Source organism: Robertmurraya beringensis, from assembly GCF_042433785.1.
GTDB classification, from domain to species: domain Bacteria; phylum Bacillota; class Bacilli; order Bacillales; family Cytobacillaceae; genus Robertmurraya_A; species Robertmurraya_A beringensis.
This window is the reverse complement of the sequence record NZ_JBHLUU010000111.1, coordinates 1-23836: the sequence shown is the minus strand read 5'-3', so window position 1 is coordinate 23836 and position 23836 is coordinate 1. Positions and strand designations below refer to the sequence as shown.

Annotated in this window: 23 protein-coding genes and 1 pseudogene; 16 read left to right on the top strand and 8 right to left on the bottom strand. The window is 35.1% G+C overall.

Annotation, left to right across the window (positions count from 1 at the left end; genetic code table 11):
• The first annotated feature begins 537 nt into the window (after positions 1-537).
• The 6 genes from ACFFHF_RS16320 to ACFFHF_RS16295 all read left to right on the top strand — a co-directional run bounded on the left by ACFFHF_RS16320 (position 538) and on the right by ACFFHF_RS16295 (position 5045).
• Positions 538-1068, top strand: coding sequence for a hypothetical protein (locus ACFFHF_RS16320; protein ID WP_160549883.1), 531 nt, complete (start codon positions 538-540; stop codon positions 1066-1068).
• A gap of 130 nt (positions 1069-1198) precedes the next feature.
• Complete coding sequence (locus ACFFHF_RS16315; protein ID WP_160549884.1) at positions 1199-2053, top strand: tyrosine-type recombinase/integrase; 855 nt, start codon at positions 1199-1201, stop codon at positions 2051-2053.
• Between the two features lie 146 nt (positions 2054-2199).
• Complete coding sequence (locus ACFFHF_RS16310) at positions 2200-2781, top strand: hypothetical protein (protein ID WP_377058609.1); 582 nt, start codon at positions 2200-2202, stop codon at positions 2779-2781.
• Positions 2778-3473 carry a hypothetical protein gene (locus tag ACFFHF_RS16305; protein WP_377058608.1) on the top strand — a complete coding sequence of 232 codons (696 nt, stop codon included), beginning with the start codon at positions 2778-2780 and terminating at the stop codon, positions 3471-3473. Before ACFFHF_RS16310 ends, ACFFHF_RS16305 begins: the two co-directional genes overlap by 4 nt.
• A gap of 1 nt (position 3474) precedes the next feature.
• On the top strand, positions 3475-4323 hold the full coding sequence (locus ACFFHF_RS16300; RefSeq protein ID WP_160549886.1) for a hypothetical protein: 849 nt from the start codon (positions 3475-3477) through the stop codon (positions 4321-4323).
• A 173-nt stretch (positions 4324-4496) separates the two neighbouring features.
• On the top strand, positions 4497-5045 hold the full coding sequence (locus tag ACFFHF_RS16295) for a hypothetical protein (RefSeq protein ID WP_377058607.1): 549 nt from the start codon (positions 4497-4499) through the stop codon (positions 5043-5045).
• A gap of 317 nt (positions 5046-5362) precedes the next feature.
• On the opposite strand, the gene ACFFHF_RS16290 is transcribed toward ACFFHF_RS16295, so the two are convergent.
• Positions 5363-5563 carry a hypothetical protein gene (locus ACFFHF_RS16290; RefSeq protein ID WP_160549955.1) on the bottom strand — a complete coding sequence of 67 codons (201 nt, stop codon included), beginning with the start codon at positions 5561-5563 and terminating at the stop codon, positions 5363-5365.
• 384 nt (positions 5564-5947) lie between these two features.
• On the opposite strand from ACFFHF_RS16290, the gene ACFFHF_RS16285 reads away from it, so the two are divergent.
• From ACFFHF_RS16285 to ACFFHF_RS16255, 7 genes are all read left to right on the top strand, one after another.
• Positions 5948-6349 carry a hypothetical protein gene (locus ACFFHF_RS16285; RefSeq protein WP_377058606.1) on the top strand — a complete coding sequence of 134 codons (402 nt, stop codon included), beginning with the start codon at positions 5948-5950 and terminating at the stop codon, positions 6347-6349.
• A 143-nt stretch (positions 6350-6492) separates the two neighbouring features.
• Positions 6493-7176 (top strand): HAD family hydrolase, encoded by a 684-nt coding sequence (locus tag ACFFHF_RS16280; RefSeq protein ID WP_160549284.1) that lies wholly within the window; start codon positions 6493-6495, stop codon positions 7174-7176.
• Positions 7177-7396: 220 nt separating this feature from the next.
• Positions 7397-8236: a tyrosine-type recombinase/integrase gene (locus ACFFHF_RS16275; protein WP_160549259.1), complete on the top strand. Its 840-nt coding sequence runs from the start codon at positions 7397-7399 to the stop codon at positions 8234-8236.
• A 125-nt stretch (positions 8237-8361) separates the two neighbouring features.
• Positions 8362-8751: a hypothetical protein gene (locus ACFFHF_RS16270; RefSeq protein ID WP_160549261.1), complete on the top strand. Its 390-nt coding sequence runs from the start codon at positions 8362-8364 to the stop codon at positions 8749-8751.
• 165 nt (positions 8752-8916) lie between these two features.
• Positions 8917-10212 carry an IS110 family RNA-guided transposase gene (locus ACFFHF_RS16265; protein ID WP_377058605.1) on the top strand — a complete coding sequence of 432 codons (1296 nt, stop codon included), beginning with the start codon at positions 8917-8919 and terminating at the stop codon, positions 10210-10212.
• A 534-nt stretch (positions 10213-10746) separates the two neighbouring features.
• Positions 10747-11190 (top strand): hypothetical protein, encoded by a 444-nt coding sequence (locus tag ACFFHF_RS16260; protein WP_377058604.1) that lies wholly within the window; start codon positions 10747-10749, stop codon positions 11188-11190.
• Between the two features lie 434 nt (positions 11191-11624).
• A complete protein-coding gene (locus ACFFHF_RS16255; protein WP_160549265.1) occupies positions 11625-12218 on the top strand; it encodes a histidine phosphatase family protein in 594 nt (197 codons plus the stop codon).
• A 177-nt stretch (positions 12219-12395) separates the two neighbouring features.
• Here ACFFHF_RS16255 and ACFFHF_RS16250 read toward each other — a convergent pair whose 3' ends face one another.
• Entirely contained in the window at positions 12396-13313 is a 918-nt protein-coding gene (locus ACFFHF_RS16250; RefSeq protein WP_160549267.1) for an AraC family transcriptional regulator, read from the bottom strand.
• Positions 13314-13520: 207 nt separating this feature from the next.
• Here ACFFHF_RS16250 and ACFFHF_RS16245 point away from each other — a divergent pair, with 207 nt between their 5' ends.
• The 3 genes from ACFFHF_RS16245 to ACFFHF_RS16235 all read left to right on the top strand — a co-directional run bounded on the left by ACFFHF_RS16245 (position 13521) and on the right by ACFFHF_RS16235 (position 16093).
• The gene (locus ACFFHF_RS16245) at positions 13521-14372 is read left to right on the top strand and encodes an aldo/keto reductase (protein WP_377058603.1); all 852 of its coding nucleotides are present in this window, start codon (positions 13521-13523) and stop codon (positions 14370-14372) included.
• A 90-nt stretch (positions 14373-14462) separates the two neighbouring features.
• Positions 14463-14822 carry a nuclear transport factor 2 family protein gene (locus ACFFHF_RS16240; protein WP_160549270.1) on the top strand — a complete coding sequence of 120 codons (360 nt, stop codon included), beginning with the start codon at positions 14463-14465 and terminating at the stop codon, positions 14820-14822.
• 266 nt (positions 14823-15088) lie between these two features.
• A complete protein-coding gene (locus ACFFHF_RS16235) occupies positions 15089-16093 on the top strand; it encodes an aldo/keto reductase (RefSeq protein ID WP_160549272.1) in 1005 nt (334 codons plus the stop codon).
• A gap of 240 nt (positions 16094-16333) precedes the next feature.
• On the opposite strand, the pseudogene ACFFHF_RS16230 reads toward ACFFHF_RS16235, so the two are convergent.
• The 6 genes and pseudogenes from ACFFHF_RS16230 to ACFFHF_RS16205 form a co-directional block, all read right to left on the bottom strand.
• Positions 16334-16820 (bottom strand): annotated as a pseudogene (locus tag ACFFHF_RS16230) (GNAT family N-acetyltransferase).
• 85 nt (positions 16821-16905) lie between these two features.
• Positions 16906-18327, bottom strand: a complete 1422-nt coding sequence (locus tag ACFFHF_RS16225; RefSeq protein WP_377058616.1) for an IS110 family transposase — start codon at positions 18325-18327, stop codon at positions 16906-16908.
• A 784-nt stretch (positions 18328-19111) separates the two neighbouring features.
• Positions 19112-19564 (bottom strand): hypothetical protein, encoded by a 453-nt coding sequence (locus tag ACFFHF_RS16220; protein WP_377058602.1) that lies wholly within the window; start codon positions 19562-19564, stop codon positions 19112-19114.
• A gap of 124 nt (positions 19565-19688) precedes the next feature.
• Positions 19689-21632, bottom strand: a complete 1944-nt coding sequence (ltrA, locus tag ACFFHF_RS16215; RefSeq protein ID WP_377058601.1) for a group II intron reverse transcriptase/maturase — start codon at positions 21630-21632, stop codon at positions 19689-19691.
• A 708-nt stretch (positions 21633-22340) separates the two neighbouring features.
• Entirely contained in the window at positions 22341-22778 is a 438-nt protein-coding gene (locus ACFFHF_RS16210) for a ubiquitin-activating E1 family protein (RefSeq protein WP_377058600.1), read from the bottom strand.
• Positions 22778-23746 (bottom strand): hypothetical protein, encoded by a 969-nt coding sequence (locus ACFFHF_RS16205; RefSeq protein ID WP_160549274.1) that lies wholly within the window; start codon positions 23744-23746, stop codon positions 22778-22780. The genes ACFFHF_RS16210 and ACFFHF_RS16205 overlap by 1 nt, the downstream gene beginning before the upstream one ends.
• Positions 23747-23836: the final 90 nt, after the last annotated feature.

The window sequence follows — 23836 nt, the reverse complement described above, 5'->3', positions numbered from 1 at the left end:
TTCCGAACACTTGTTTTATACTAGATTAAAATAAAGAGTGATCGGGGTGGAGCAAATGTTCCTTTATTTCAAAGAAAAGACTATGAAAAGAATAGATAATGCTGTAGTTGTAGCTTCTGGTGCTGCTCTACTACTAGCGATCGTTATCACCATACTTAACTAATATTTAATTAAACACAAAGCTCTGTCCAATGGATGGGGCTTTTTTAGTTGAATTTAGTTAGAATTAGTTATATTTAAAAGGGAGATATCCTAGTCTCTAGGTCTAAATCCATCTTACAAACCGTTTTTAATTGCTTTTATAGTCAATAATTTTTAGGGTATATCTGTACTCTAAATATATTAATGATTAAATAGTAAGGTAGTTAAGGTGATTTTAAAAATAGAATAATAAATAATCAAGAAAAGAACTTGAAAAAATTCATTTATTTAAGTTTTCTTTATTGGTAGTTATGGTTGTCTTATTAACTCTTATATACTTTTGTAATTAATGATAGAATATTTTTTACATAATAAATATTACTCGGAGGCAATCCAATGGTAATGGGAATTTTCAGTAGTGAAAAAAGCAAATATAAAAGAAATCACTTGTACATAGAAAAACTAAAAGCAGGCGGGAGAAAATTAGAAGAAGGCATCAAATTCAATACAAATAAAAAAGGTGTAATCTTTTATCGAAAGGTAGTTAAAGGTTATACTGATTTAGTGGGATACCAGAAATCGGAAATCACTGGTGAAATTGTTGGTAACGGAGAAAGTTCCGTTTTTTATGCTAACATCGTATTACCAACGGAAAGACAGTTCATTTTCGATATTGTCTTTCATGATGAACCATTCCCACAAAGGAGTTATAAATGGAACTATTCTTTTAAAAATCGCGAGAAGAATTTCGGAATAATCACCAAGACTCTAAGGACAAAGTTTGTACCTGAGGCAAATAGTTTGGAAAGGTCTTGGGATATGATCAATTCATATGTAAATTCCACTGTTGAAGTTTATGATATTGGGGAGTCATATCTTGCTGAACTTACATCAGGGGACGGATATTTTATTATTCCTAAGAAATGAAAGTAAATTATTAATCAGCGGCTGCTAATATAATTCCCAGTCATCATGCCAACCTGTTATTAGTATAGTTGACAGTTACGAACATACAATCGAATAATTAGGTATAATGGTAGTGGGGAGGGGATTTGAGATGCCTTATGGTTTTATCACATTTATAGAAAATAAAGGATATAGTGAGGAAACAGTAAAAAGTTATGATCGGGTAGTAGCACAGTTTTTTTCTTATATTAAGAAGACATACCCAATGGGTAAAGAGCCTTTTCAAATCTCCGCTTCTGATATACAAAATTACTTAGAAGAGCAATTAGAAAAGGATAAAACCATTTCTACTGTAAATAAAGAACTAGCTATATTAAAAACTATGTTCAATTACTTTTGGGAAAGTGAACAGGTTCCTTTACCAATAGACCCAACAGTGAAGATTAAACGCTTCGTAACGAAAGAACATCCGGTATTAGATGTTACATATGAGCAATTGACGGGTTTACTTAAAAATGTACTTTCTGATCCAAGTTATCCAGTTGTTAGAAAGGCAATATACATACTTGCCCTTAAGGGACTTAAAACCTCGGACTTCCGCTTTAAGAAGAGTGATGTTTTTGAGTCAGGCAATTGTGATAATATACGAATTGCTATTAAGAATCGTGAGATCACCCTAGATTCAGAAACCTCATCTTACTTTCAGGAGTACTTTAACGAAGCTTTATTTAATGGGAGTGAGTATGTATTCGTAACAAAACCACGAGGGGAAGAAATCGGAATACCTATACAGGTGATGTCCATTCTTAACCATCTCAGAATCATATCTCGCGATTATCTACCAGAAGGTACGCCACTATTAACGCTGGTTGCTATTAGGAGATCATTAGCATACCACCTTTATACCAATGGTCACTCCGTTCAGATGATTGCTAAGGAACTAGGGATAGAGGAAAGCACGGTTTCTAATAGTTTAAAACACCTGTTAGAAGGAAAAGCTATGTAAAAAATGCTTGTATAGAAATTTACGATTATTGTATAATTGTCACAACAACATAAACTAATGGGAAGTACCCAAGATTTACCTATCACCAATTGAGGTGCGTAGGTATTCTTTGGTACTTCTTTTTTTGTATAAAAGGAGACGTGGAAGTGGAAGAAAAGAAGACGACAAAAAACCTTTACGACTTGGCAATAGCCTTGCTGATTGGAGAAGGGGAGTTTGATTTTGGTTCGAATAGTAATCTATCAGTTCCTTTTGACAGAAAGAAGTCTATGTATCTGTTAGAAGTAATCAAGAATGAGCGTTTAAGTGATTTTATTGATATTAACTCAAAGAGGGGACAAATCACACTGCACACCCATATGGTATTAGAAGCAATTAAATACCAATGGTATAAAGATGATAAAAAAGTTTTTAGTTTCATATTAGATCCTAATCTTCTTACACTAAAATCCATCATTATGTGCATCAACCTTTTTGGTGAACGAAAACTTGAAACCATTTCAATTCCTACAAACGTTGAAAAGGAACACAATAAAACCCTCGCTTATTGCATAGAGAAGCATTTAAATGTTCCTGTCATTCCAGGAGCTAACCAGATTAAAATCACCAATATTCCAACCTTTATAATTGAATGTATTAATGACCTACCTGCTATTCATAGCGCGGAATTGATTAATTTTTTAACAGAAAAGGAAAAGAAAAAAATCATGGAAGGAGTGAAAGCATGAAATTCCCTATCATTCCGGCATTGCTATCCGCATCAATGATACTTGTAGCCTGTAGTAATCCTAGCTTTGATGAAGAAGCCAAAAGGGTGGAACAAGTAAAAGCGGAAAAAGCTAAGAAAGAAGCTGCTGAAAAATTAAGTGAAGAAGAAAAATACGAAATCTACAAAGATATGGAAAAGCCTTTAGATGAAGTAATACAAGAAAATGATTTAGACGTACTTGAAGAAGTGTCTTCCGTTGAAGTAGAAACAAAGGATACATATGAGGACCCTGTAGAGTTTTCTAAATATACTTCTCAAATTCTATATAACTTTTATATTTCACAAATTGATCTAAAAACATACTATAACTTCCTTGTACAACACGGAAGTGAAAGGGTAAAAGAAGAGTTACCTAGTGAGAAAGATGCTATAGCGATCTTTACAAGTATTCAAGATTCCTTTAAGCAACAGAACTTAACTGGTGATTCCTATACTTTAACCAATGTAGCGTTTGATCGTATGAAACGAGAAGGGAATTTTTATCGAAAAGTTATAACTACCAATGGCGAAGAATATTTCATGACAATTATTAAAAAAGAAAATGGGGTTTGGAAATTTGAAGATGATGGTCCAGCTCCACCTTATATTTTAGGTTCTGACCTGACACAAGAAAATCAAGAAACTATTACTGAACAAGAAGAGGTGCAATGATATGTCTACCACTGCAGAAAACAATTTGTACGAATACATGCAACAAAAGCTAAAAGCACACTATCAAAACAATCAGGAATTTAATCAAGAGGTTGCAACGGTATTTGAATATTATAAATCTAAGTTGTTGCCATTCGTGAAGGATTCCGACCATGGAAGAGTAGAAGAAATGCTCTTTGCTAGTGTTAAATCTCAAATTACTAACGGTTATTTTATGGGGCTGGAAGTTTTAAACGGGGATTCGAATTTTGATGATGATTTTTTCCGTCAAGCAGAAGGGATGATCGCTCAACAATTACCTGATATGTTAAGAACAGTTACAAGCAACAGTATTGAAGAAGTGGTTAGTAGTGATTCGTTAAAGGAGCTTACTAGATGGATGGTTTTAGAGTATGAAGGGGTTTACCCTCTACTCATGGATATATCCGTAAATACGGCTTGTACGGGCCTGAAATGGGCATTTAAAGACGAGGCTAATAAGAGGGGGATTGAACCTTACGTCCCTCAATATAAAGGTATTCTAGCTAACATAGATGATGTAGCATTCATTGATCCTCAAAGTTACTTGTCATTGGTTGCTATCAATGATAACAGTGAAGTATGGGAAATCATTAATTCCGATTACCGAGCCTTAGATAAGCTAGGGGAAGTAACCGTACTTCGAATGAGCAATGAAGAAGGGCACACAAGTTTTTACTTAAATATTAGTATTAAGAACAGTATTTCATCGGTGAGTCAAGAGTCGTTAATTAATAGTTTAGCTGTTAGATTAATGGTTATTAACGAAACTGAAAGAGAAAACATTATAATTACCGCTTCAAGTGTCCAGGATTATTATCAATTTAATTAAGAGCTTTATTAAGGTATCAACTGCAAGTTAAAGGAACCCTTGTATTTACCGCTTCTTTACATCGGAGCGGTTTTTATATGATTTATATCTGTAAAAAATATGTAATAATAGGAATTTATTCAATGGTATAATTAACCTAAATGGTTTAGTTTTAAGCTGGGAGAGTGAATTTATTGTATAAATTTATTTTATATTTAATTGTATTTTTTATAATCGGTTTTTCTTACGGTAAGGTTACAAAAGGTACTATATTTGATAATTTTTATGTTATGTTAATTAGTTTATTTACCTTTATTTTCTTAATTGAATGGATTGTTAGTGGACTTAAGAAAAGTAAGAACAAGGATGATAAGAAACCTAAACAGCAGGATTATGAAACATGGGAAGAATTTATAGAAAGTGCAAAGAAAGACTTCGAGAAAACTTGGAATTTAACTTATCAAAATAATGAGATACAAATAGTAAACCGCTATAATCATGAACAATTGTTCATAAATGGCGACTTAGTTTCAGAGAAAAAAAGAAATGGTTTGTCCAGTTATTTCTCCCTCTCTCAAACGTTAACAGGTACGATTGGGGTACACAATCAAACTCAGGTAGTGAAGGTTAAGTTGGGTGGTCTCATTAACTTAAATTGTAAAGTATATGTGGGGAAGGAGTTAATTTTCAAGAAAAAAATCAAGTATAATTTACTTTCTGGTGGAGTTAAGGAGAGCGATTAATACTTAGAAGTAGGAACTGGAGAAAATATTAGTTCATTCTTTTTATATTGGTCTAAATACAAAAAAACCGCTCCTTTTTATTATAATAAAGGAACGGTTTTGTTTTATTATTAATTGGTTATTTTTCCGAATAAAGCAGTTGCGATTGCACTGAAGAAATTACTTATCGCTTCAATCATCAACTTAACCTCCAAAACATATTAAAATCCTATTCTGCTTTTTTTAGTAAGCCACAATATTGTAATTCTTCACAAGCTTGAAGCTTATTTACCTTTATGGATGCTACCCTTTTTAGCTTAGGAATGCTTTCTTATTGATCACGAATGTCTTTTGTCAGCAGCACTTAAAATAAATAGCATAGCTACAGCAAAAATAACACCTTGAACAATCATAATTATCCAAGTGTCAATAGAGAACAAAGATGAAAACAAGAATAACAATAATCCACTAGCTAGTATTAAAGTTAAACCTATCGAAAATGCTAATTTAACAGGTAATGATTTAATCTTATCTAACATTAATGTCCCATCCTTTTTATTCTATGGTAAACCATTTTTTTCCTCAGCTTCAAATTATATTGTATATAACTATTCTGCTTTTTGTACATCAGTGGATCGCATGTAACCTTTTAACGCTAATTGTCGATGGAATATAAAACGTCTCAAACCGTTGGTAACACTGGGTTGAGACGTTTTCTGTTTTTATTAATATCTTCGCAAAACTTCTATTAACACTAATCGACCTTCGTAAACATCCTTATTGAACAAACGGGCAGGTTAGTTGAATAAAAAAGTAACCATTTAGAGGAAAATCCGTCTATTGTAGTAAGGGGGAATAATCATAAAGAAAATATCCATATTTATATTAACTATTATGCTTTTTATTAATTTGTTTTCAAAAAAGTGGTGGCAACTAAGTGGGTACACCCATTTGTTGTTTGGAATGGCTATGTATATGTAGTAAGCGAGCAGTATGTAACTGAAGTTGGTAATGAAATTGGAGAGGTAACAAAGTATTCAGATATGGAACAGTATCCAGGAAACTTTTCAAATGTTTTTAAGAAAGGCACAAGATATTATTCTATAGAAGGTATTAACACAAAGGAAGCTATTGCTATTCAAGATGTGAATGGGATTTATATAAAGGCAGATAGGGAAGAAAAGTATACCTTTGGAGATATGACCGAAGAAGATTCTGAGCAAACGGATAAGTACTTGTTTAGTTCTGTAATAGTTTTAGTAATATTAATACCTATCTTAACTATACTCTTTGTAATAAAGAATACAAAAAAACAATTATCTTAACGACTAGTGTATTATTCCAAACGGACTAATGCACTTTTTTAATATATAACCAAACTAACTAACGGGGCAGTTTTGTGGAAGAAGTGATTCACATTGATGATAGAGAAATAGGATATATAAACTACTTGAAGGGAGTTAGGGAAATGATTAAAGCTGTTTTATTTGATTTAGATGGAACATTGCTCAATCGAGATGAGTCAGTGAATAAGTTCATTGACAATCAGTATGAGCGACTAAATAAGTGGCTAAAGCATATTCCAAAAGAGGAGTACATAACAAGATTTATTGAACTCGATAAGCATGGGTATGTTTGGAAAGATAAAGTATATCAACAGCTGACTAAAGAATTTATGATTTCAGATATAGATTGGGAATGGTTATTGAAAGATTACATTAATGAGTTTAAGTATTGCTGTGTTCCCTTTGCTAATTTAACTCAAACACTGGAACAATTAAAGAGTAGCCACCTTCTTTTAGGTATGATTACAAATGGGTATGGACAGTTTCAAATGGATAATATTAAAGCGTTAGGAATTGAGAAGTATTTTGATGTTATATTAGTTTCCGAATGGGAAGGAATAAAAAAACCTGACCCAGTAATATTTAAACGGGCAATAGATAAACTTAATGTAACTCCTAATCAAAGCATCTTTGTTGGAGATCATCCTGAAAATGATGTAAAGGCTTCACAACTTGTTGGGATGAAAGGGATATGGAAAGAAGATTATCAATGGGACAATGTTGAAGCAGATTTTATTGTTAATGATTTAGCAGAGCTACCGTTAGTGGTAGAGAAATTAAACAAAAACAAAGTTGAATATTATTAAATAAATTAACAGGGCGATTCTTTCGAATAGAGGACGCTCTTTCTTCTCTACAAAAAAGGAACAGCATTACTCTAATAGATGAAATTGAAAACCAAAAAATATGTGAATAAATACACTTAAGCTAAAGGGGGAAATAACTTAATAAAAACTATAAATCTAGTATATTTAATAGTTTTGAGGTGAATACTGTAGTAAAAGAACGATCGGGGAGTTGTTCAAAATGCTTGTATCCGAAGCCTGGAATCTATATAAAGCAGATAAACAAATTCAGGGTTATTCTACTCAAACATTGAAGGTGTATAGTGTTCAGTTATCTTTATTGATTAGATATCTTGGCGATATGCAGATCAATGATATTACGACTGAATCTATTAAACTATATCTTGGAGAAGTAGCTGCTGATTTGAAGGCATCTAGTCTTTGCCATCGAATTAGATTTATAAAATCATTGTTTAAATGGGCTCAAGAGGAGAAGTATGTCTCTACAAATCCAGTGTCTACAATTAAAGAACCAAAGCCTGAAAGTAGAATTCCTAAGTTTTTAACAGAGGAAGAAATCGAGTTATTGCGTGAAGCTAGTGATTCTACTTTAGAGAAAGCATTATTTGAGTTTATGTATTCAACTGGTTGTCGAATAGGGGAAGTTGTAAACTTAGATAGAAATTCAATCAACTTTTCTGAGCAGTCTGTCATTGTATTCGGAAAAGGGAAAAAAGAAAGAGAAGTGTATTTTAATACTCGGTGTAGTATTTGGTTAAAGAGGTACTTAGAACAACGAACAGATGAACAACAGGCGTTATTTGTCACGATCCGAGCACCACATCGAATGAGTATTGCTCAAATGAGATATGTCATAAAACAGATCTCTAAAAGAGCAGGAATTAAAAAGAGTATTCATCCACATCAATTACGACATAGTTATGCCACAACACTTATAAATAATGGAGCACCATTAGAGGTTATACAGAATTTAATGGGACACGAAAAGAGCGAGACTACAAGAGTATATGCTTATCTAAGTGGGCATTTGAGACGTGAGCTATATAAGAAATTCTTTTAAGTGCTGATTAGATACAGCACTTTTTATTGTGCTAAAGGGGCAGGTTTATTCAATAAGAGTGAAACTTTAGACCTTTAAGAGCGTATTATTTGTAAGAGAAACGTTTTACGAAGGGAGTTACCTCTATGGCTCGTATTCGCACTTTTTCTATAGTATCGGTACTGGTTTTATTTATATTATCAGCTTGTAGCACTTCAAAGATTTTCACTTTTACTGGTGAATCAGAAAATTGGTCGGCAAAATTAAAGGTTACTCAAGCAAACGATTTTGAAGAGCAGGAATTTACCCTTCAATACAAGGGGAAGGATGTAAAATCTGTTGGTGAAATAACCTATAAGGTTGATACAAACGCAGGTGGCTTTGGTGGGACCGGTGCATCCTTAGATAAGAACGGGATTCTTGAAAATTCACAGGAAGCGAATCCAAGCAATGCTAAAGTGATTAAAGAATCGGATATAGACGTAATTGTAGAATGGAATAATCATACTGAGGAAATTAAGTTGAAACTAGACTAAGAAGCAATTCATCAAACGATTGCTTTTCCTTTTTCGACTAAAGGGGCAGCATTCCTGTAATGAATGAAAATGAGGTTTGAACAAAAAAATAACCTCTTGGTAGAATGAGAGAGTCCAAAGCCGGCTAGCAAAAAGGACGAACTCAATTAACCAGGAGGTCTTAAAATGAATTATAACCAAAATGAAAAAATTGCTCAAATAACATCTCAGACTCTTATTATAGGTGTTGATATTGCCAAGTTCAAGCATGTCGCACGTGCACAGGACTTTAGAGGAATGGAGTTTGGTTCCCCTTGTTATTTTGATAATACCAAGCAAGGATTTCAACTGTTTCTCAATTGGATCAATCAATTAAAGCTAGAACAACACATGGAAAAAGTGATAGTAGGTATGGAACCTACCGGACACTATTGGCTAAACCTAGCTCATATACTGAAAGAAAATTATATAAAATTTGTCGCAGTGAACCCTTTACATGTGAAGAGAAGTAAGGAACTCGACGACAACTCACCGACTAAGAATGATGTGAAAGACGCTAAAGTAATCGCACAGCTGGTCAAGGACGGGAGATATGCTGAACCAACGATTCCACAAGGTGTTTATGCAGAACTCCGTGTGGCGAAAAAAATACGTGATCTCTTAACTGACGACCTTCAAACAGTACAAGGTCAGATTCATAACTGGCTAGATCGCTATTTTCCTGAGTTTTTAACCGTCTTTAAGAGTTGGGAAGGGAAAGCAGCCTTGCAATTTTTAAGGCTAGGAGCCTTACCGCATGAACTAATTCATTTCACGGATCAGTACTTATTGGATCATTTACGAAAAGCAGTTAGTCGAAGTGTAGGACTAAACAAAATACTAGAGTTAAAACAAGCAGCTAGAGAGTCCATCGGACTGTGCCAAGGTTCTAATATGGCCAAATTAGAACTAGCGACTCTGCTTGATAAATATGAATTGATACAAGAGAAGTTCGTAGAACTTGATAATAAGATTGATAACCTAATTGAACAAATCCCTGGCGTTCAACAAATGTTAGCTATTAAGGGAGTAGGGAGAGATACGGTTGCCGGCTTCTTTGCGGAAGTTGGAAATCTTCAAGACTATAATCACCCCAGACAAATCATAAAGTTAGCTGGATTGAGCTTGAAGGAGAACACCTCTGGCAAGCATAAAGGGCAAACAAAAATCACAAAACGAGGTAGGAAGAAGCTGAGGGCTCTCCTCTTCAGGGTTTGTATGATTATGGTCGCGAAAAATTCGGCCTTTAAAGCGCTGCACTCCTATTACACGCAGCGCCCCGATAATCCACTAAAGAAAATGCAGTCTCTGATAGCCCTATGCAATAAGTTAATACGCATATTTTTTGCCATTGGTAAGAAACAATTTGAGTTTAGTGAAGAGCGAATGTTACAGGATATCCCTCATATGAGAGCAAACATAGAAGTTGAAAAAGCCGCTTAATTCAATAGGAACAGTAGAGTAGAAAAGAGTTTTAGGAGTTATAAGTCTCGTACATTTGAAGCACGGATTAGTCAGCAAAGCAACTAAACTTCGGGCAAGGACCCTGTGGGGCAGCATGACTGACATCCACCTCGTGGAAAGGTTGGACGAAGGAATTTGAGAGCGAAGACTCTGTGAGGCATGGGAGGGTTGACCTCCATGAGAAATGTGGACATCCACCAGTGCGATCATATTTTGACTCATCCACCATTTTTTGTAAGTGTGTGGCTAATGAGCCATCAGTCTTTTTTGCTTCAACAGCCCAAAATTATCCTTACGAGATAAATCCAACCATAGTAGCGAGCAAAAACTCTAAAATAACATTCTATAAAATACTGAGAATACTGGAGAAAACGTGAGTTTTCACTTTGTTTATTGAGGGAGTTTAGTTGAAGAAGGAATTAAAGTGAAAATGCAGAATACTTTTCTTATTGGAATAAAGTGTAAATATAATACGGAGGGATAGGTATTAAAAAAATAATCTGTCTTATTCTGTTGCTACTACTCGCTGGTTGCGAACCAAACCTTGAAAAGGGCTCAAATGATGAATTAGCAAAGCAATATCTTCTTAAAAAGGGTTATTCAATAAAATCTTACAAAGGAAGCCATGTTTATTCATTTACAAGAGAAGAACTTGTTGATATGCCACATATCTCTATATGGGCTATCCAAACAGTTCAACCAGATCAATATATTGGGAAAGATATCATCCAGGAAATTTTTATTGTAAAAAATCATCCTTTAAACAAGATTTATGGCACTAAGGTGGAGGCTAGGGTATTCATTTTTAATGGTGATGTAATTGGAGGTACTTCCTATCCAGCAGATGATGGGATGGGTGGTTGGGGTTATTCACTTGATGGTAAAACAGCCGAAGAAGTACAAGACAATAATCTAGAAGATTGGATCGGTGAATGGAATAAAAAATACGGTCAATAAAAAATGTTCGTTTTTCCTAAATAGATTAATAATGCAATATTGTTTAACCTCCTTATTGAGCTAAAGGGGCAGGTTTATTTAAGTGCATACTTTCACAGGTCCATAGAAAATAGTTAGGTGATAAAGAGATTCATTTATGCAAAACAACAATACATTGGTAACTTATTTATCAAAACGAAGATACTCGAAGAGTAATCTGTATTATTTGATTTATAGGATTAGGCAAGGATATGAGATGATTGTGATAACGGAAGCTTACCCATTTGTATTATGATAAAGATACCCTAAGTTTTCATATTCAACGAAAAGCATTAACTATCAAATTGATATATAACTTTAAGGGGAATCTTCTAGTGATTATTTATGAGAAACACCTTGATACCAGTAATCTTATTTTTTAAATACTTTATTAAGAGTCAATGAGGGGGATACAAATGAAAAAGACGTTATATCTCATGAGACATGGACAAACATTATTTAATAAAAGAAGAAAAGTTCAAGGTTGGTGTGATTCACCACTTACAGAACTAGGAATCAAACAAGCAGAGACAGCTGCAAAGTATTTTAAAGAGAATCATATTGTCTTTGACCATGCCTATTGTTCGACATCAGAAAGAGCAAGTGACACATTAGAAATAGTGACGGATCTGCCTTATACAAGATTAAAAGGATTAAAGGAATGGAATTTTGGAACGTTTGAAGGGGAAAGTGAAGATTTAAACCCGCCACTGCCTTATGGTGATTTCTTTGTAAAATATGGTGGTGAAGATCAAAAAGAGTTGCAAGAAAGAATAGCTGCAACGTGTCAAAAAATCATGGAAGAGGACAATGAAGTAGTTCTGGCCGTATCACATGGGGCGGCTTGTAGAAACTTCATGAGGGTTTGGGAGCATAATAGTTCCATTACACAACAAGCGCGAATAGGAAACTGTTGCATTCTGAAATTTGAATACGAGAATGAAGAATTTAAATTAGTAGAAATTATAAATCATGATTTTAGCAATTTAAGCGAAGTAATTCCAGTTTAATAGTTTTCTAAAGCAAAGAACTAAAAAACGAGGCGTTCCTTTTTGAAGGGATGCTTTTTTGTTTATTTAACAAATGGGAGCAGTAAGTAACAATCCCTCACAAGAAAAAAGCCGACCTCCATAAATGCAAAATCGACATTTCTTTATAGTTATTAGCTTTAAATCGAGGCCTGTGTTTTAAGCATTTAGCCTCTGTTCATGTTTCTCTCTAAGACGCTTCATATCTTCAATAGGTGGAAAACCAAACATACGTGAATATTCACGACTGAATTGCGATGGACTTTCATAGCCTACACGGTATGCCACAGTAGTCGCATCCGTGGACTCCGAAAATAACAGACGACGAGCTTCCTGCAGTTTTAATTGTTTTTGAAATTGAATAGGGCTCATTGCAGTTACTTCTTTAAAATATCTATGGAACGAAGAAACACTCATATTTGCAGTTTCTGCAAGCACTTCAACCTTAATCGGCTTATCATAGTTGGTCTTAATTAGTTCAATGGCATTTTTAATTTGATAGGCACTGTTACCTTTTACTACAAGTTTCCTTAGTGTATCTCCATGCTCCCCTTTAAGAACTTTATAAATAACTTCTTTTGTGAACAAAGGAGCAAGTGTCGGAATATCTTCGGGGGTATCTAGTAGTCGAACTAATCTCACTACAGCATCGAACAAAGAAAGATTTAGTCTGCTGACAAACATGCCTCGCCCTGAGCCCTCTTCTAAAACAGATGAAAAGTTTGCATCACCTAAAACTTCCAAGATTTCATTTGTAGTAAGTTCTAGTATGAAACCTAGATAAGGACTTTCAGGTGATGTTTCAATGATTTGGCTTGTTGCTGGCAAGTCGACAGATGCAACAAGATAATCTCCAGGACCGTATCTAAATTCCTCCATTCCTACCGATACTTCTTTCACACCTTGAGCCGTAATACAAAGAGATCGCTTATAAACCCCATAGTTGCGATCTTTATCAATAGAACGTCGAACAAAAGACAACGAAGGAATAGCAGTTTGGTGAACACCGTTGGTACCTGTATGGCGCTCGATGGCTCTGGCTAGTTCTGCTTGCTGAGCTAATGTTTTCTCTTGCATAAATTCTCCCCTTCTCCCTGTGATTCGTATGTACATTATAATTTGAAAAATATGGTTCTGTAAATGCACCTAAAGAGGATTAGGCAAACATTGAACACGAATAGGTAATAGGTTTTTTGAAAATTTACTTATAATGAATATTAGTTTTACTACTTCTAAATATTCTAGGGTTTAGCCCTTGAAATTTTAAAAATTGGAGGATTTCACATGCAAAAAGTAATATTAAACAACGGTGTTGAGATGCCAATACTTGGATTTGGTGTTTTTCAAATTCAAGATCAAAATGAATGTGAACAAGCTGTTTATGACGCTATTATGGCAGGTTATCGTCTAATTGATACTGCTGCTTCCTACCTTAATGAAGAAGCAGTCGGTAGAGCAATCAAGCGTAGTGGTGTACCAAGAGAAGAATTGTTCATTACAACAAAGTTATGGGTTCAGGATGCTGGTTATGAGAGCACAAAGGAAGCATTCTCAAGATCATTAGAAAGACTACAGTTGGATTATTTAGACTTGTATTTAATTCATCAACCTTTCGGTGATGTGCACGGTTCTTGGCGAGCTATGGAAGAATTGTATCGGGAAGGTAAGGTCAAAGCTATTGGAGTAAGTAACTTCCATTCAGACCGTCTGATTGATTTAATCATTCATAATGAAGTTGTTCCTGCCGTAAATCAGGTCGAAACACATGTTTTCAATCAACAAATTGAAAGTCATAACTTTATGAAAGAAAACAACGTTCAGATTCAGTCTTGGGGACCATTTGCTGAAGGAAAAAATAACTTGTTCCAGAACGAAATCTTGGTATCTATTGCTGAAAAGTACAATAAGTCTGTGGCCCAGGTAGCTTTACGTTGGTTGACCCAAAGAGGAGTTGTTTCGATTCCAAAGTCCGTTCGTAAGGAGAGAATCGTCGAAAATTTTAATATCTTTGATTTTGAATTAAGCCAAGAGGATATGGACCAAATCGCTACATTAGATACGAAAGAAAGCTTATTCTTTTCACATAGGGATCCCGCCATGGTGCAATGGATCGGTACCCGTAAACTTGATATTTAATTCACTTATTCGAAGTACCGTAGTATCAATTAACAGAAAGTAATTCAGGTGTTATTTAAAAACTACTATTGATAACTGGAGAAGAGAATAATGGAAAAAATATTAGAAGTATCCAATAAAATTTGGGATGCCATTCAAAATGTAAAGGAAGATGTATTAGTTGATTTAATTCATCAAGATGCCAGGTTTGTTCATATGGGAGTTACGCTTTCACGTGATGGTGAAATAGATATTATAAAAAAAGGAGGAATTGTTTATAAAGAAATTGATTTTCAAGAAAGTACTATTCATGAAATGGAATCAACAGTGGTTTTATTAAATAAATTGAAAATGACAGCTCTAGTTTATGGGAATGAAGTAACCAATCCTTTTGTGGTTACGGAGGTATATACTAAAAATGGAGATACATTTAAATTAGCTTCATTGTCTTATACAAGAATAAATTATTAAATAACAGATGCTTGGGACGTTTTTTAGTAGTAGATTTATAAGATAGAATTACACAAAGGACATGCGGAATCAGTTAAACACTATGGGTATTACCTTTAGATAATTTATAACCTTCATAAAAGGGGTAATAAGTTTATGTTAAAACTGTCAATTTGAATAGTTATGTACATTACTACACAGAGTCTCATTTAACAATTGTAAGAATCAGGTATATTTTTATACTAAAATGATATGTTAAAAACATTTGGAAAAGTGAGGAATCGCAAATGAAATATACAAAACTTGGTAACACGGGGTTAGATGTATCAAGACTTTGCCTTGGTTGTATGGGATTTGGAGTAAAGGAACGATGGATGCATCCTTGGGTAATTGATGAAGATAGTAGTCGTACAGTTATTAAAAACGCACTTGAGTTAGGAATCAATTTTTTTGATACAGCGAACGTATACTCTGATGGAACGAGTGAAGAATTTCTTGGACGTGCCCTTAAAGATTTTTCCAATCGGGATGAAGTGGTCATTGCAACAAAGGTTTATTTCCCATTAGGCAAAGATTTAAACAGCAAGGGTCCAAACAGCAAAGGATTATCCCGAAAACATATTATGAGTGAAATAGATAAGAGTCTTAAACGCCTTGGAACCGATTATGTTGATTTGTACCAAATTCATCGATGGGATTACAACACACCAATTGAAGAGACGATGGAAGCACTCCATGATCTAGTGAAGGCAGGTAAGGTAAGATATATAGGTGCATCAGCCATGTATGCATGGCAGTTTTTGAAGGCGAACCATGTAGCCGAGAAGAATGGGTGGACTCGTTTCGTTTCGATGCAAAATCACCTTAACCTCATATACCGTGAGGAGGAACGGGAGATGCTGCCATTATGTAAGGAAGAAAAAATTGGCGTTATTCCTTACAGTCCTCTAGCATCGGGGAGATTAACCCGTAATTGGTCAGAGGACACACTCCGTTCTGAAACAGATGCAACTCAAAAATCTAAGTACGGATTAACAGAACATAACGACCGTTTTGTTGTGGAAAGGGTGGCAGAATTAGCTGAAAAACATGGCGTGCCAAGATCCCAAGTTGCACTTGCTTGGCTGCTACAGAAAGAGCCAGTCACAGCTCCTATTATAGGTGCTACAAAAATTTCTCATCTAGAAGATTCAGTAGGCGCTCTATCGGTTATGTTAACCTCTGAAGAAGTTGGATATTTGGAAGAGCCTTACGTTCCTCATCGTGTTGTTGGTGCTTTGGATTCTAAGTAATAGAGTTTCAAAGCAATAGCTTTCAAAGGCAAAACCCTAATTTCCTAAATAAGCAGGAGATTAGGGTTTAACTTTGTGATGGGCTGTACTTAAATGTAGTGTAGTGCTTAGAGGAATTCAAAGATCCGTCACTCAAAGAAAAATCCCCATCTTTAAAACAAAAAGTAGGGGATTTTATGTTTTTTAAAAGGCTTAGGAAAAGGTATTACATATTCTAGAAAATCCCCACTTTAATAATTCCTACACATGTAACACCATTTCTACTGTTTTAAGTATATGTCCATCGAAATCATCATCAAACTCTCTTACAACTTCAAACCCTTTTGCTTTATAGAAACTTCTTCCTAGTTTATTATCTTTTTCAACATCCACGAAAATTTCTTTCACTCCGTCTAATTCTTGTATACCATGTTCTAACAACGCTGAACCTATTCCTTTACCTTGATATTTAGGATATATATAAGATAGCACCTAAACCAACTTTTCCATCTTTATTAACTGTAGAAAAATTAGCAAAACCAACAATTCTTTCAGCGATTTCACCTACTAAAAGAAGTGAGCGTTCCATACGTTGTTGCATTCTTTCGTCATTGTAAGCAGCACTCAAAAATTTCATTTGAATATCTAAAGGGATTATCCCTTCATAAGTAGAATTCCATGTTGTTTTTGCCACATCTTGCACTTGCTTTATATCCTTCTCTTGCATCTTTCGTACAGAAAACTCCATAATATCCTCTCCTTGTATAATTTACTTTTTTTTGGATATTATACCATGACTACTTCTACAAATGTTCTTCCACTTAACTGTCTCTTTAGTTTAATAGTAGGGGTTCTTCATTAACTTTTGCATTAAGGTCCTCCAACTTTACACCTATTGCAGCTGCATGAATTACAGGATCATATTTCTGGTTATTTTTTAGAAGGGAGTAAATTAAGTTAGCAAGCTTTCCACATAGGTGACCAAGTGCTTTCTTTTTACTCATTCCTTCCTCAACCTTGCGGTCATAATAGGCCTTAAATACAGTAGGGTTATGCTTACCACTTGCAATCACAATAAAGGCTATTTGATAGAGGACTCGACGTGCATCTCGGACTCCACTGTATGTTTGTCTAGTTCCACTAACTGACGTGCCAGATTGCTTATTTTCAGCTGAAGCACCTAAGTATTTCTTGAATTCTTTGTATGTATTAAATCTCTCAATATCACCTATTACACCAATTAATGTACAAGCGATATTCTCACTAACAAAGGGGAGAGATAAAAGAATCTCCGTATAAGGATGGGGTAAAACACCTTTTTCAGGTACTCCCCATAAAAGATTATGGATCTCCTTATCTATTAGTTTGATACTTTCTTCAAGCCGTAAGGCTTCCTCAATAACCCATGTCTGCCTACCAACAAGGTGTTCAACTGGTACAGCTACAGTGTTAGGCATTATTTCAGCAAGGGTTTTAGCAGCTTGTTTCGCCACCTTTTTAGCTCCAGATTTTGAGATGGCCTTATATAATTCTTCCTCAGAAGACTCTTTCATATGTAAACCAGTTGGATAGTCTAGAACCAACTTCATTACTGAAGTAGAACCCAGGCTCTTGAAGGCTTTACCTAAATCTGGATGGGTAACTTTTAATAGTTGTTGTACTTGGTTTTTTCTTCGGGTAAGTTGGACATTTAGATACCAACGGTCTCTCATGACCGTTCTAAAAAGGGACTGTAAAACAGTTTGTGGCCTCAATAGCGTAACTCCTTGCATATGAGGGTGTAATTGTTTATGCCACCCCATATAAGACATTACTTTTGCATCCATTGAGTCTGTCTTTTCAGTAATGCCGAGATTATTCTTACGGAATTCTCCCACAGCCTTATTTTCCACTTGATATAAATCATATCCTTCGTTTAATAACACCTGTTGAACTAGATAAGAATAATGTCCACCAGTAGGTTCTAGGAGGATTAAAAAGTCCTTTTGGGCAAGTTCAAACTGCAACTCTATCTGTTTAAGGGCAGCCAAAAACTCACCTATACCTGAACTGTCTGAGTTGAATTTTAAGGTTTTCGTACGTTTCCAAGCAGTGCCTTTAGGATCTAGAAAGGCATCAAACTTAATACAAGAGGCAACATGAAAACTAGCACCAATATCAATGCCAACATAGAACTGGTAAAACTTACGTGGATTAGTTTCTTCATGGATTTTATCTTCATTTCCATAACTAAATGGAGTAATGGTTTCTTTCATCATTTCTCCTCCTAAAAAAGCAGTATGGTATATCTGACTATCCAAGTTTCCGTTAGAGCTTAATGCCCAATGTAGCATGTCAGGATTATATCGCCAGATATAAAATCTCATATTTAACAAAAGAGTCTATTTTTAACTAGCTCCAAATACGGGTAGAGTTTCAACTGCTTTAATATCTTATATTTATATTTTAAGTCATCTCTATATAGTCTATTAAATATAAAGATACGACAATTAGTTATAATTTCCTCCTGAAAAAAGAAAAAATCCTGTCGAATGACAGGAAGGTTAGTTATAACTGAAAATGTGCAGTGCCATATTATTTGCATGGAGTGCCTCACATCTATATAAGAGGTCTAGGAAACTAGCCCCAAGCCAGTTAAGGTCGGTATCACCATAAAAGGTCACTGCACATGTATATTTTACATGATATTTACGCATAAAAAAACAATGTCCCCAAACTAACGGCAAAGTTTCTCTCTAAAGAGATCTCACATTTAAGTCAAGGGTACATTGATAATAATTATTATATCTTTCAGATTACAAATTTAAAAGCCTTACGCGTTAGCATGTAGTTTATTAAATTATTTATGTTTTTAATAAAAAGATTACGGAAACTAACGAGGGCTTTAGTTTAACAACAATCCATATTTTGGTTTACTAAATCAGGTTATTGGTTATAAAAAAAGGATAGATGAATACAGGTTTTAATCCTGGTCATCTATCCTTTTTGTTCTATGGTAAAGCACTTTTTTTCCTCAGCTTCAAAGTATATTCTATATAACTATTCTGCTTTTAGTACATCAGTGGATCGCATGTACCCGCGCTTTGCATGATAAAACGTGATATGGCTACTAATTGTTCGTTCCTCAACGATTTGCGTTAATATATTTGTAATTGCTAACGCAGCAAACTTATTAACTATTAATCTTTGAGGGTCAGAAGCTGATAGCTCGGTACACGATAACTCACTTGGTCTTACCTCATCATCATCCTCTAAAACGTCTGGAAATGCCTCTGCTACACATTCTTGCTTGAAAAGATTCAAGTTTACTCCTGTAACGACTTGGCCACTCCATCCACTTTCTTTATATGCGTTTAGTTCATCCTCAGTCCATTTCGTTTTTGGACGTGTTCTCCAATCGGAAGGAACTGTTACACTTTCATTGCCACTATCGATATATATACATCTAGTAGATTTAAAGAATTCATACATGATCTTACGAGTGTATACCAATAGGTAAGCCTTTGATGTTTTCTCTGGCTTTTCCCCTGGTCTACACCGTACGTGAGAGTTTCCCCTCATACGGCGTGCAATCAAACGTCACTGTTAGCAGAATACATTTACCATTAGTTAAGTTTTATAAGTATTCACTACACTCGAAACTGATTGGTTCATTTCCTGCAATATTCCTAAGCTTATTTAGCTTGTTAATTTGAGCTTTGCTGAGTTTGCCGATAATGCTGATATAATGATTAATTGTATCCTTTTGTGTTGCGTGAATAAGTTTATGAGCTGCCCTGGTTACAAGTATTAAATTACTGTAGTTGTCAGCTCCACCTTGTTCTTTGGGTAGTATATGGTGCACTTCCATATCAAGTATGCTAAGGGTTTGTTTGGTTATTCCACACATGCCTTTTTGTGCAATATACAAGGAGATTCGATTATCATTTAATTCGACTGAAGCGTTAATTATTGGGTGGTTCATTAAGTATATGACTATATCTGGGCTAACTAATTGCTGATTCATATGGATTATTTGCCTACCTTTTTCCGTATAATTGCATACATCAGAATTAAATGCCTTATATGATTGGTGTTTAATTCCTGCAATCGGATAGATTGGTTTACCCATAATAGAAAACTCTTTAAAACTATAATGTTTATATCTTTGAAGATAATCTTTTGGTCTTTCTATATCGTTTTTTATTTGGTTTATTCTAGCATTTTTACTAGATAACCTGTGTAAACGATTGTATAGGAAGGTCCTAGTTTTAAAGTGAATATCAGCAAAATCTTCATTAACCAAAGTAGCTATGTCATAGTAATTATGATATCCCAGTATTTGAGCATTAAGCCGTCTAACTTCATCAGCATTAGGGTTCTTAGTAATTCTTATAATACCCGCTTTATAGATCGCAAGAATCTTAGTCTTTGCTTTATCAGATATGTGAGATTTGACTACTAAGTTTGTTTTCCTAGCATTTTTCCTAGTCATTTTGAATTTGAAACCTAGAAACTCAGTATAGTTCTTTCTTACATTGGTTATCTTTGATTTCTCGTTGCTTATGTCCAGGTTTGACCTTGCTTTGAGCCATTTCTTAGTAGCAATGTAAATTTTAACTGCCGATTCATAATCTTTGCAGAATATCTTGAAATCGTCAGCATATCTCACATATGCTAATTCCTTTAGGTTACTGCTATCTCTTAACGCTCGGTACTTATGAGAATTTATGATTTTACCATTTCGTGGGTCAATCTTCGTATAGTCCTTCCTTGTAGGGAAGTCTAACCATTGAGAGTTGATCCAGTGGTCAAGCTCATTTAGTACAACATTAGAGAGAAGAGGGGAGAGGATTCCGCCTTGTGGTGTACCTTTTGTTTGAACTCCTTCACCTTGAACTTCACTCTTAAGAATTTTAGAGATGATTGAAATAACCTTTTTATCTCTTATGCCAATAGTCCACAGTTGTTTTAATAGTTTGGCATGGTCCACGTTATCAAAGAAGCCTTTTATATCGATATCTACAACATAATGCAATTTTTGTAGATTCATGATAGACATTGCCCTAACAATGGCATGCTTGGCGCTCCTGTTGGGTCTGAAGCCATAATTGAAGGGATGAAACTTTGCTTCGCATATAGGTTCTAGAACTTGTTTAAAACACTGTTGAATTATTCTATCTTCCAGTGTTGGAATCCCAAGAGGTCTTTCTTTGCCATTGGGTTTAGGAATCATTACTCGCCTAACAGGCTGTGGCTGATAATTCTCAAGCGACCTTTGAATAAAACTAACAAATTCATCAGTTCTTGTTTCAGCTAATTCCTTAATTGTCGTATCATTGGTTCCTCTGGTTTTACTGCCTTTGTTTTTCTTGATGTTACGGTAGGCAAGTTTGATGTTTTCCTCTGAAACTATTAAATTATAAAGGTTTTTGAAGTTCCTACCTTTACTACTCAGACTAAATAATTCATCGAACAATTCCTGAGTACCATAATACTCATTGTTTCTCAGCTTTTGCTTTTTCTTAATTACATTAGACTTGGTTTTTGTCTCTGGTTTGTTATCAAGTCGGTTACTCATAATGCGTATTTTCACCTCTTTTAGTCTTACTCGAACCTCGATAAAACTCCATAGACTAATGTATTCTCGTTAGCTAACAGTAGGTTTGACTAGTGGCTATCCCTAGTTCTTCTCTTTTTGGGTAAGAACATCTTCGGTTGGTGCCACCGCTCTCACTAGATACCATAATGTTATAGTGAAGTCACTTTTCCATTATGTACGTTTCAACGATAGTCACATCTCCACGCATCCAGCTTTCCTCGTTCCATAATATCTATCCTTGCATATACCTTTAGGTTTCCCTTTGTGCCTGCTTGCTGGATTTCGCCTTTAACGAAATAAGGTATTTCATAACAACTAATCTTACTTTACCTCACAAGCCCTACAACTTAGGTAGGTATGACATTTCTGCCATATCGATATTTAGACACGTACATTCGGGGTTTCGTCAGTTTACTTCTTTTGGAAGTAGACATTCTCACCATGGGTATTTTATGGACTCCCGGCATATAGGTAACATTGTTTGCCTCCAAACAACTTTCCTGTTTCCTCAATTGAGTTCTTAGGGTTACTCTCTGCCGACTTCACCGAGCTTCGCACCATTCTATTGTGACTAATAGATCGCACGTCGGAGTATTAGAGGAAGCGTTTCAGGGCGTTACTCCTTCATTCCACTTCTTGATATTACAGTTCTCCATACCTTAAGAGATATGTGCTTAACCTTTTCAGTTAAGAACGAGTCACACAATTATTATCGACACATCCGATGACAATAGGCAATATTAGCGTGGTACTATGATTGATATTCGTGTCCATATACTCTGTAGAAAACAATTTTCTGAGCATTTTGGCATCCTCTATAAAGGAATCACTATATGAACCAATATCAAGACCATATGCAGCCGAATAACGACTTGCTAGCACATCCGCTTTTTTTAGACCTACTTCATTTTCTAAAAACAATTGATTACCTAAGTTCTTAGCTTCAAGTACGTCCGGATCTGCAATGACATAACCCGCTCTCTGCTTGGACGTACCTAACAGTTGCGCGATATGCTGTACTAGATAACCTCCTGTCCCACCTGTGCCAATTTGCACGATAAATGGGAATAATTCCTTATAATCATACCAATTTTGCTTAGCTGCTTGTAATATATTTATAGTCATTATACACACACCTCAATCGCATTATCATTAAATGCTGGAATATTATGAAACGGATTCTCAAAGATTACTTCAGGGGATAGGTTTCTATAACCATATTCATCCGAAATAAACTTTCTTGTCGTGATATCAGGAAGGAACCTATGCGTATTTCCAATAATGGCATAAAATCGTCCTGGTACTCTCTCGGACTGATCATCCTGTGAAGAGGGAGTTGGTTGCATTTTATGATGTGAATGAATTTCAAGCACCTTTACTGCATCCTCAACTCTAGAGACGATATCGAATGAGCTTTCAATTACTTGCACCCAATATTTATTTACATATTGTTGGGGGAAGTCTAAGAAATACTCACCATTTTGTAAATACACATCCGCATGGACCTCTAACTCTTGCTCTCCGTAAAATCTCGCTACTGCAATGAAATCTCTTAATACAGTAAAAGGAATTCTAGGGAAGGGAAAAGAAGAAAAAGAAGAACCGCTGCCATAAGACAACGATTCCTCCATACAATATGATCCTTTTTTCTTTGCTTTCTGCGTAATAATTACGAGATTCTTAGATTTTAAGAAAACGACTTCCGTATGCTCTTTCACCATTTCCGGAAAATCTTTCTCCATACGCTTACGTAGCAATTCTCCATCAAGTGGTTTGCGCTCTTCTTCACCATTTTGTTTCTTCACTAAGAGACCTTCAGCGAGTTCCTCTGTTGTAAAGTACGATGTAATTTCGATTGATTCACCATAATGACGAATAACCGTATTTTCATTTACATCGAATTTTTCTGGCTCAGGTTTAGAAGCAGTAGTATCAGAAGAGTTTTCAGTTTTAGCTTGTTTCGCTAATTCTACCTTCTTTCTGAGTTCTTCCGCTTTTCTTTCGCGCTCTTCTCTTTCACGTTTTTGCTGTTCTGCTACCTCGTCAACAATATCAAACAGTTCCGATAGGTAAGTATTTGATGTTATCTCCAACTTTTCCCCCGGTTAACACCGTACGTGCGACTTTCACCGCATACGGCGTCCCATCTAATTTCAGTTAACCATTAACCTTATATCGCTTCT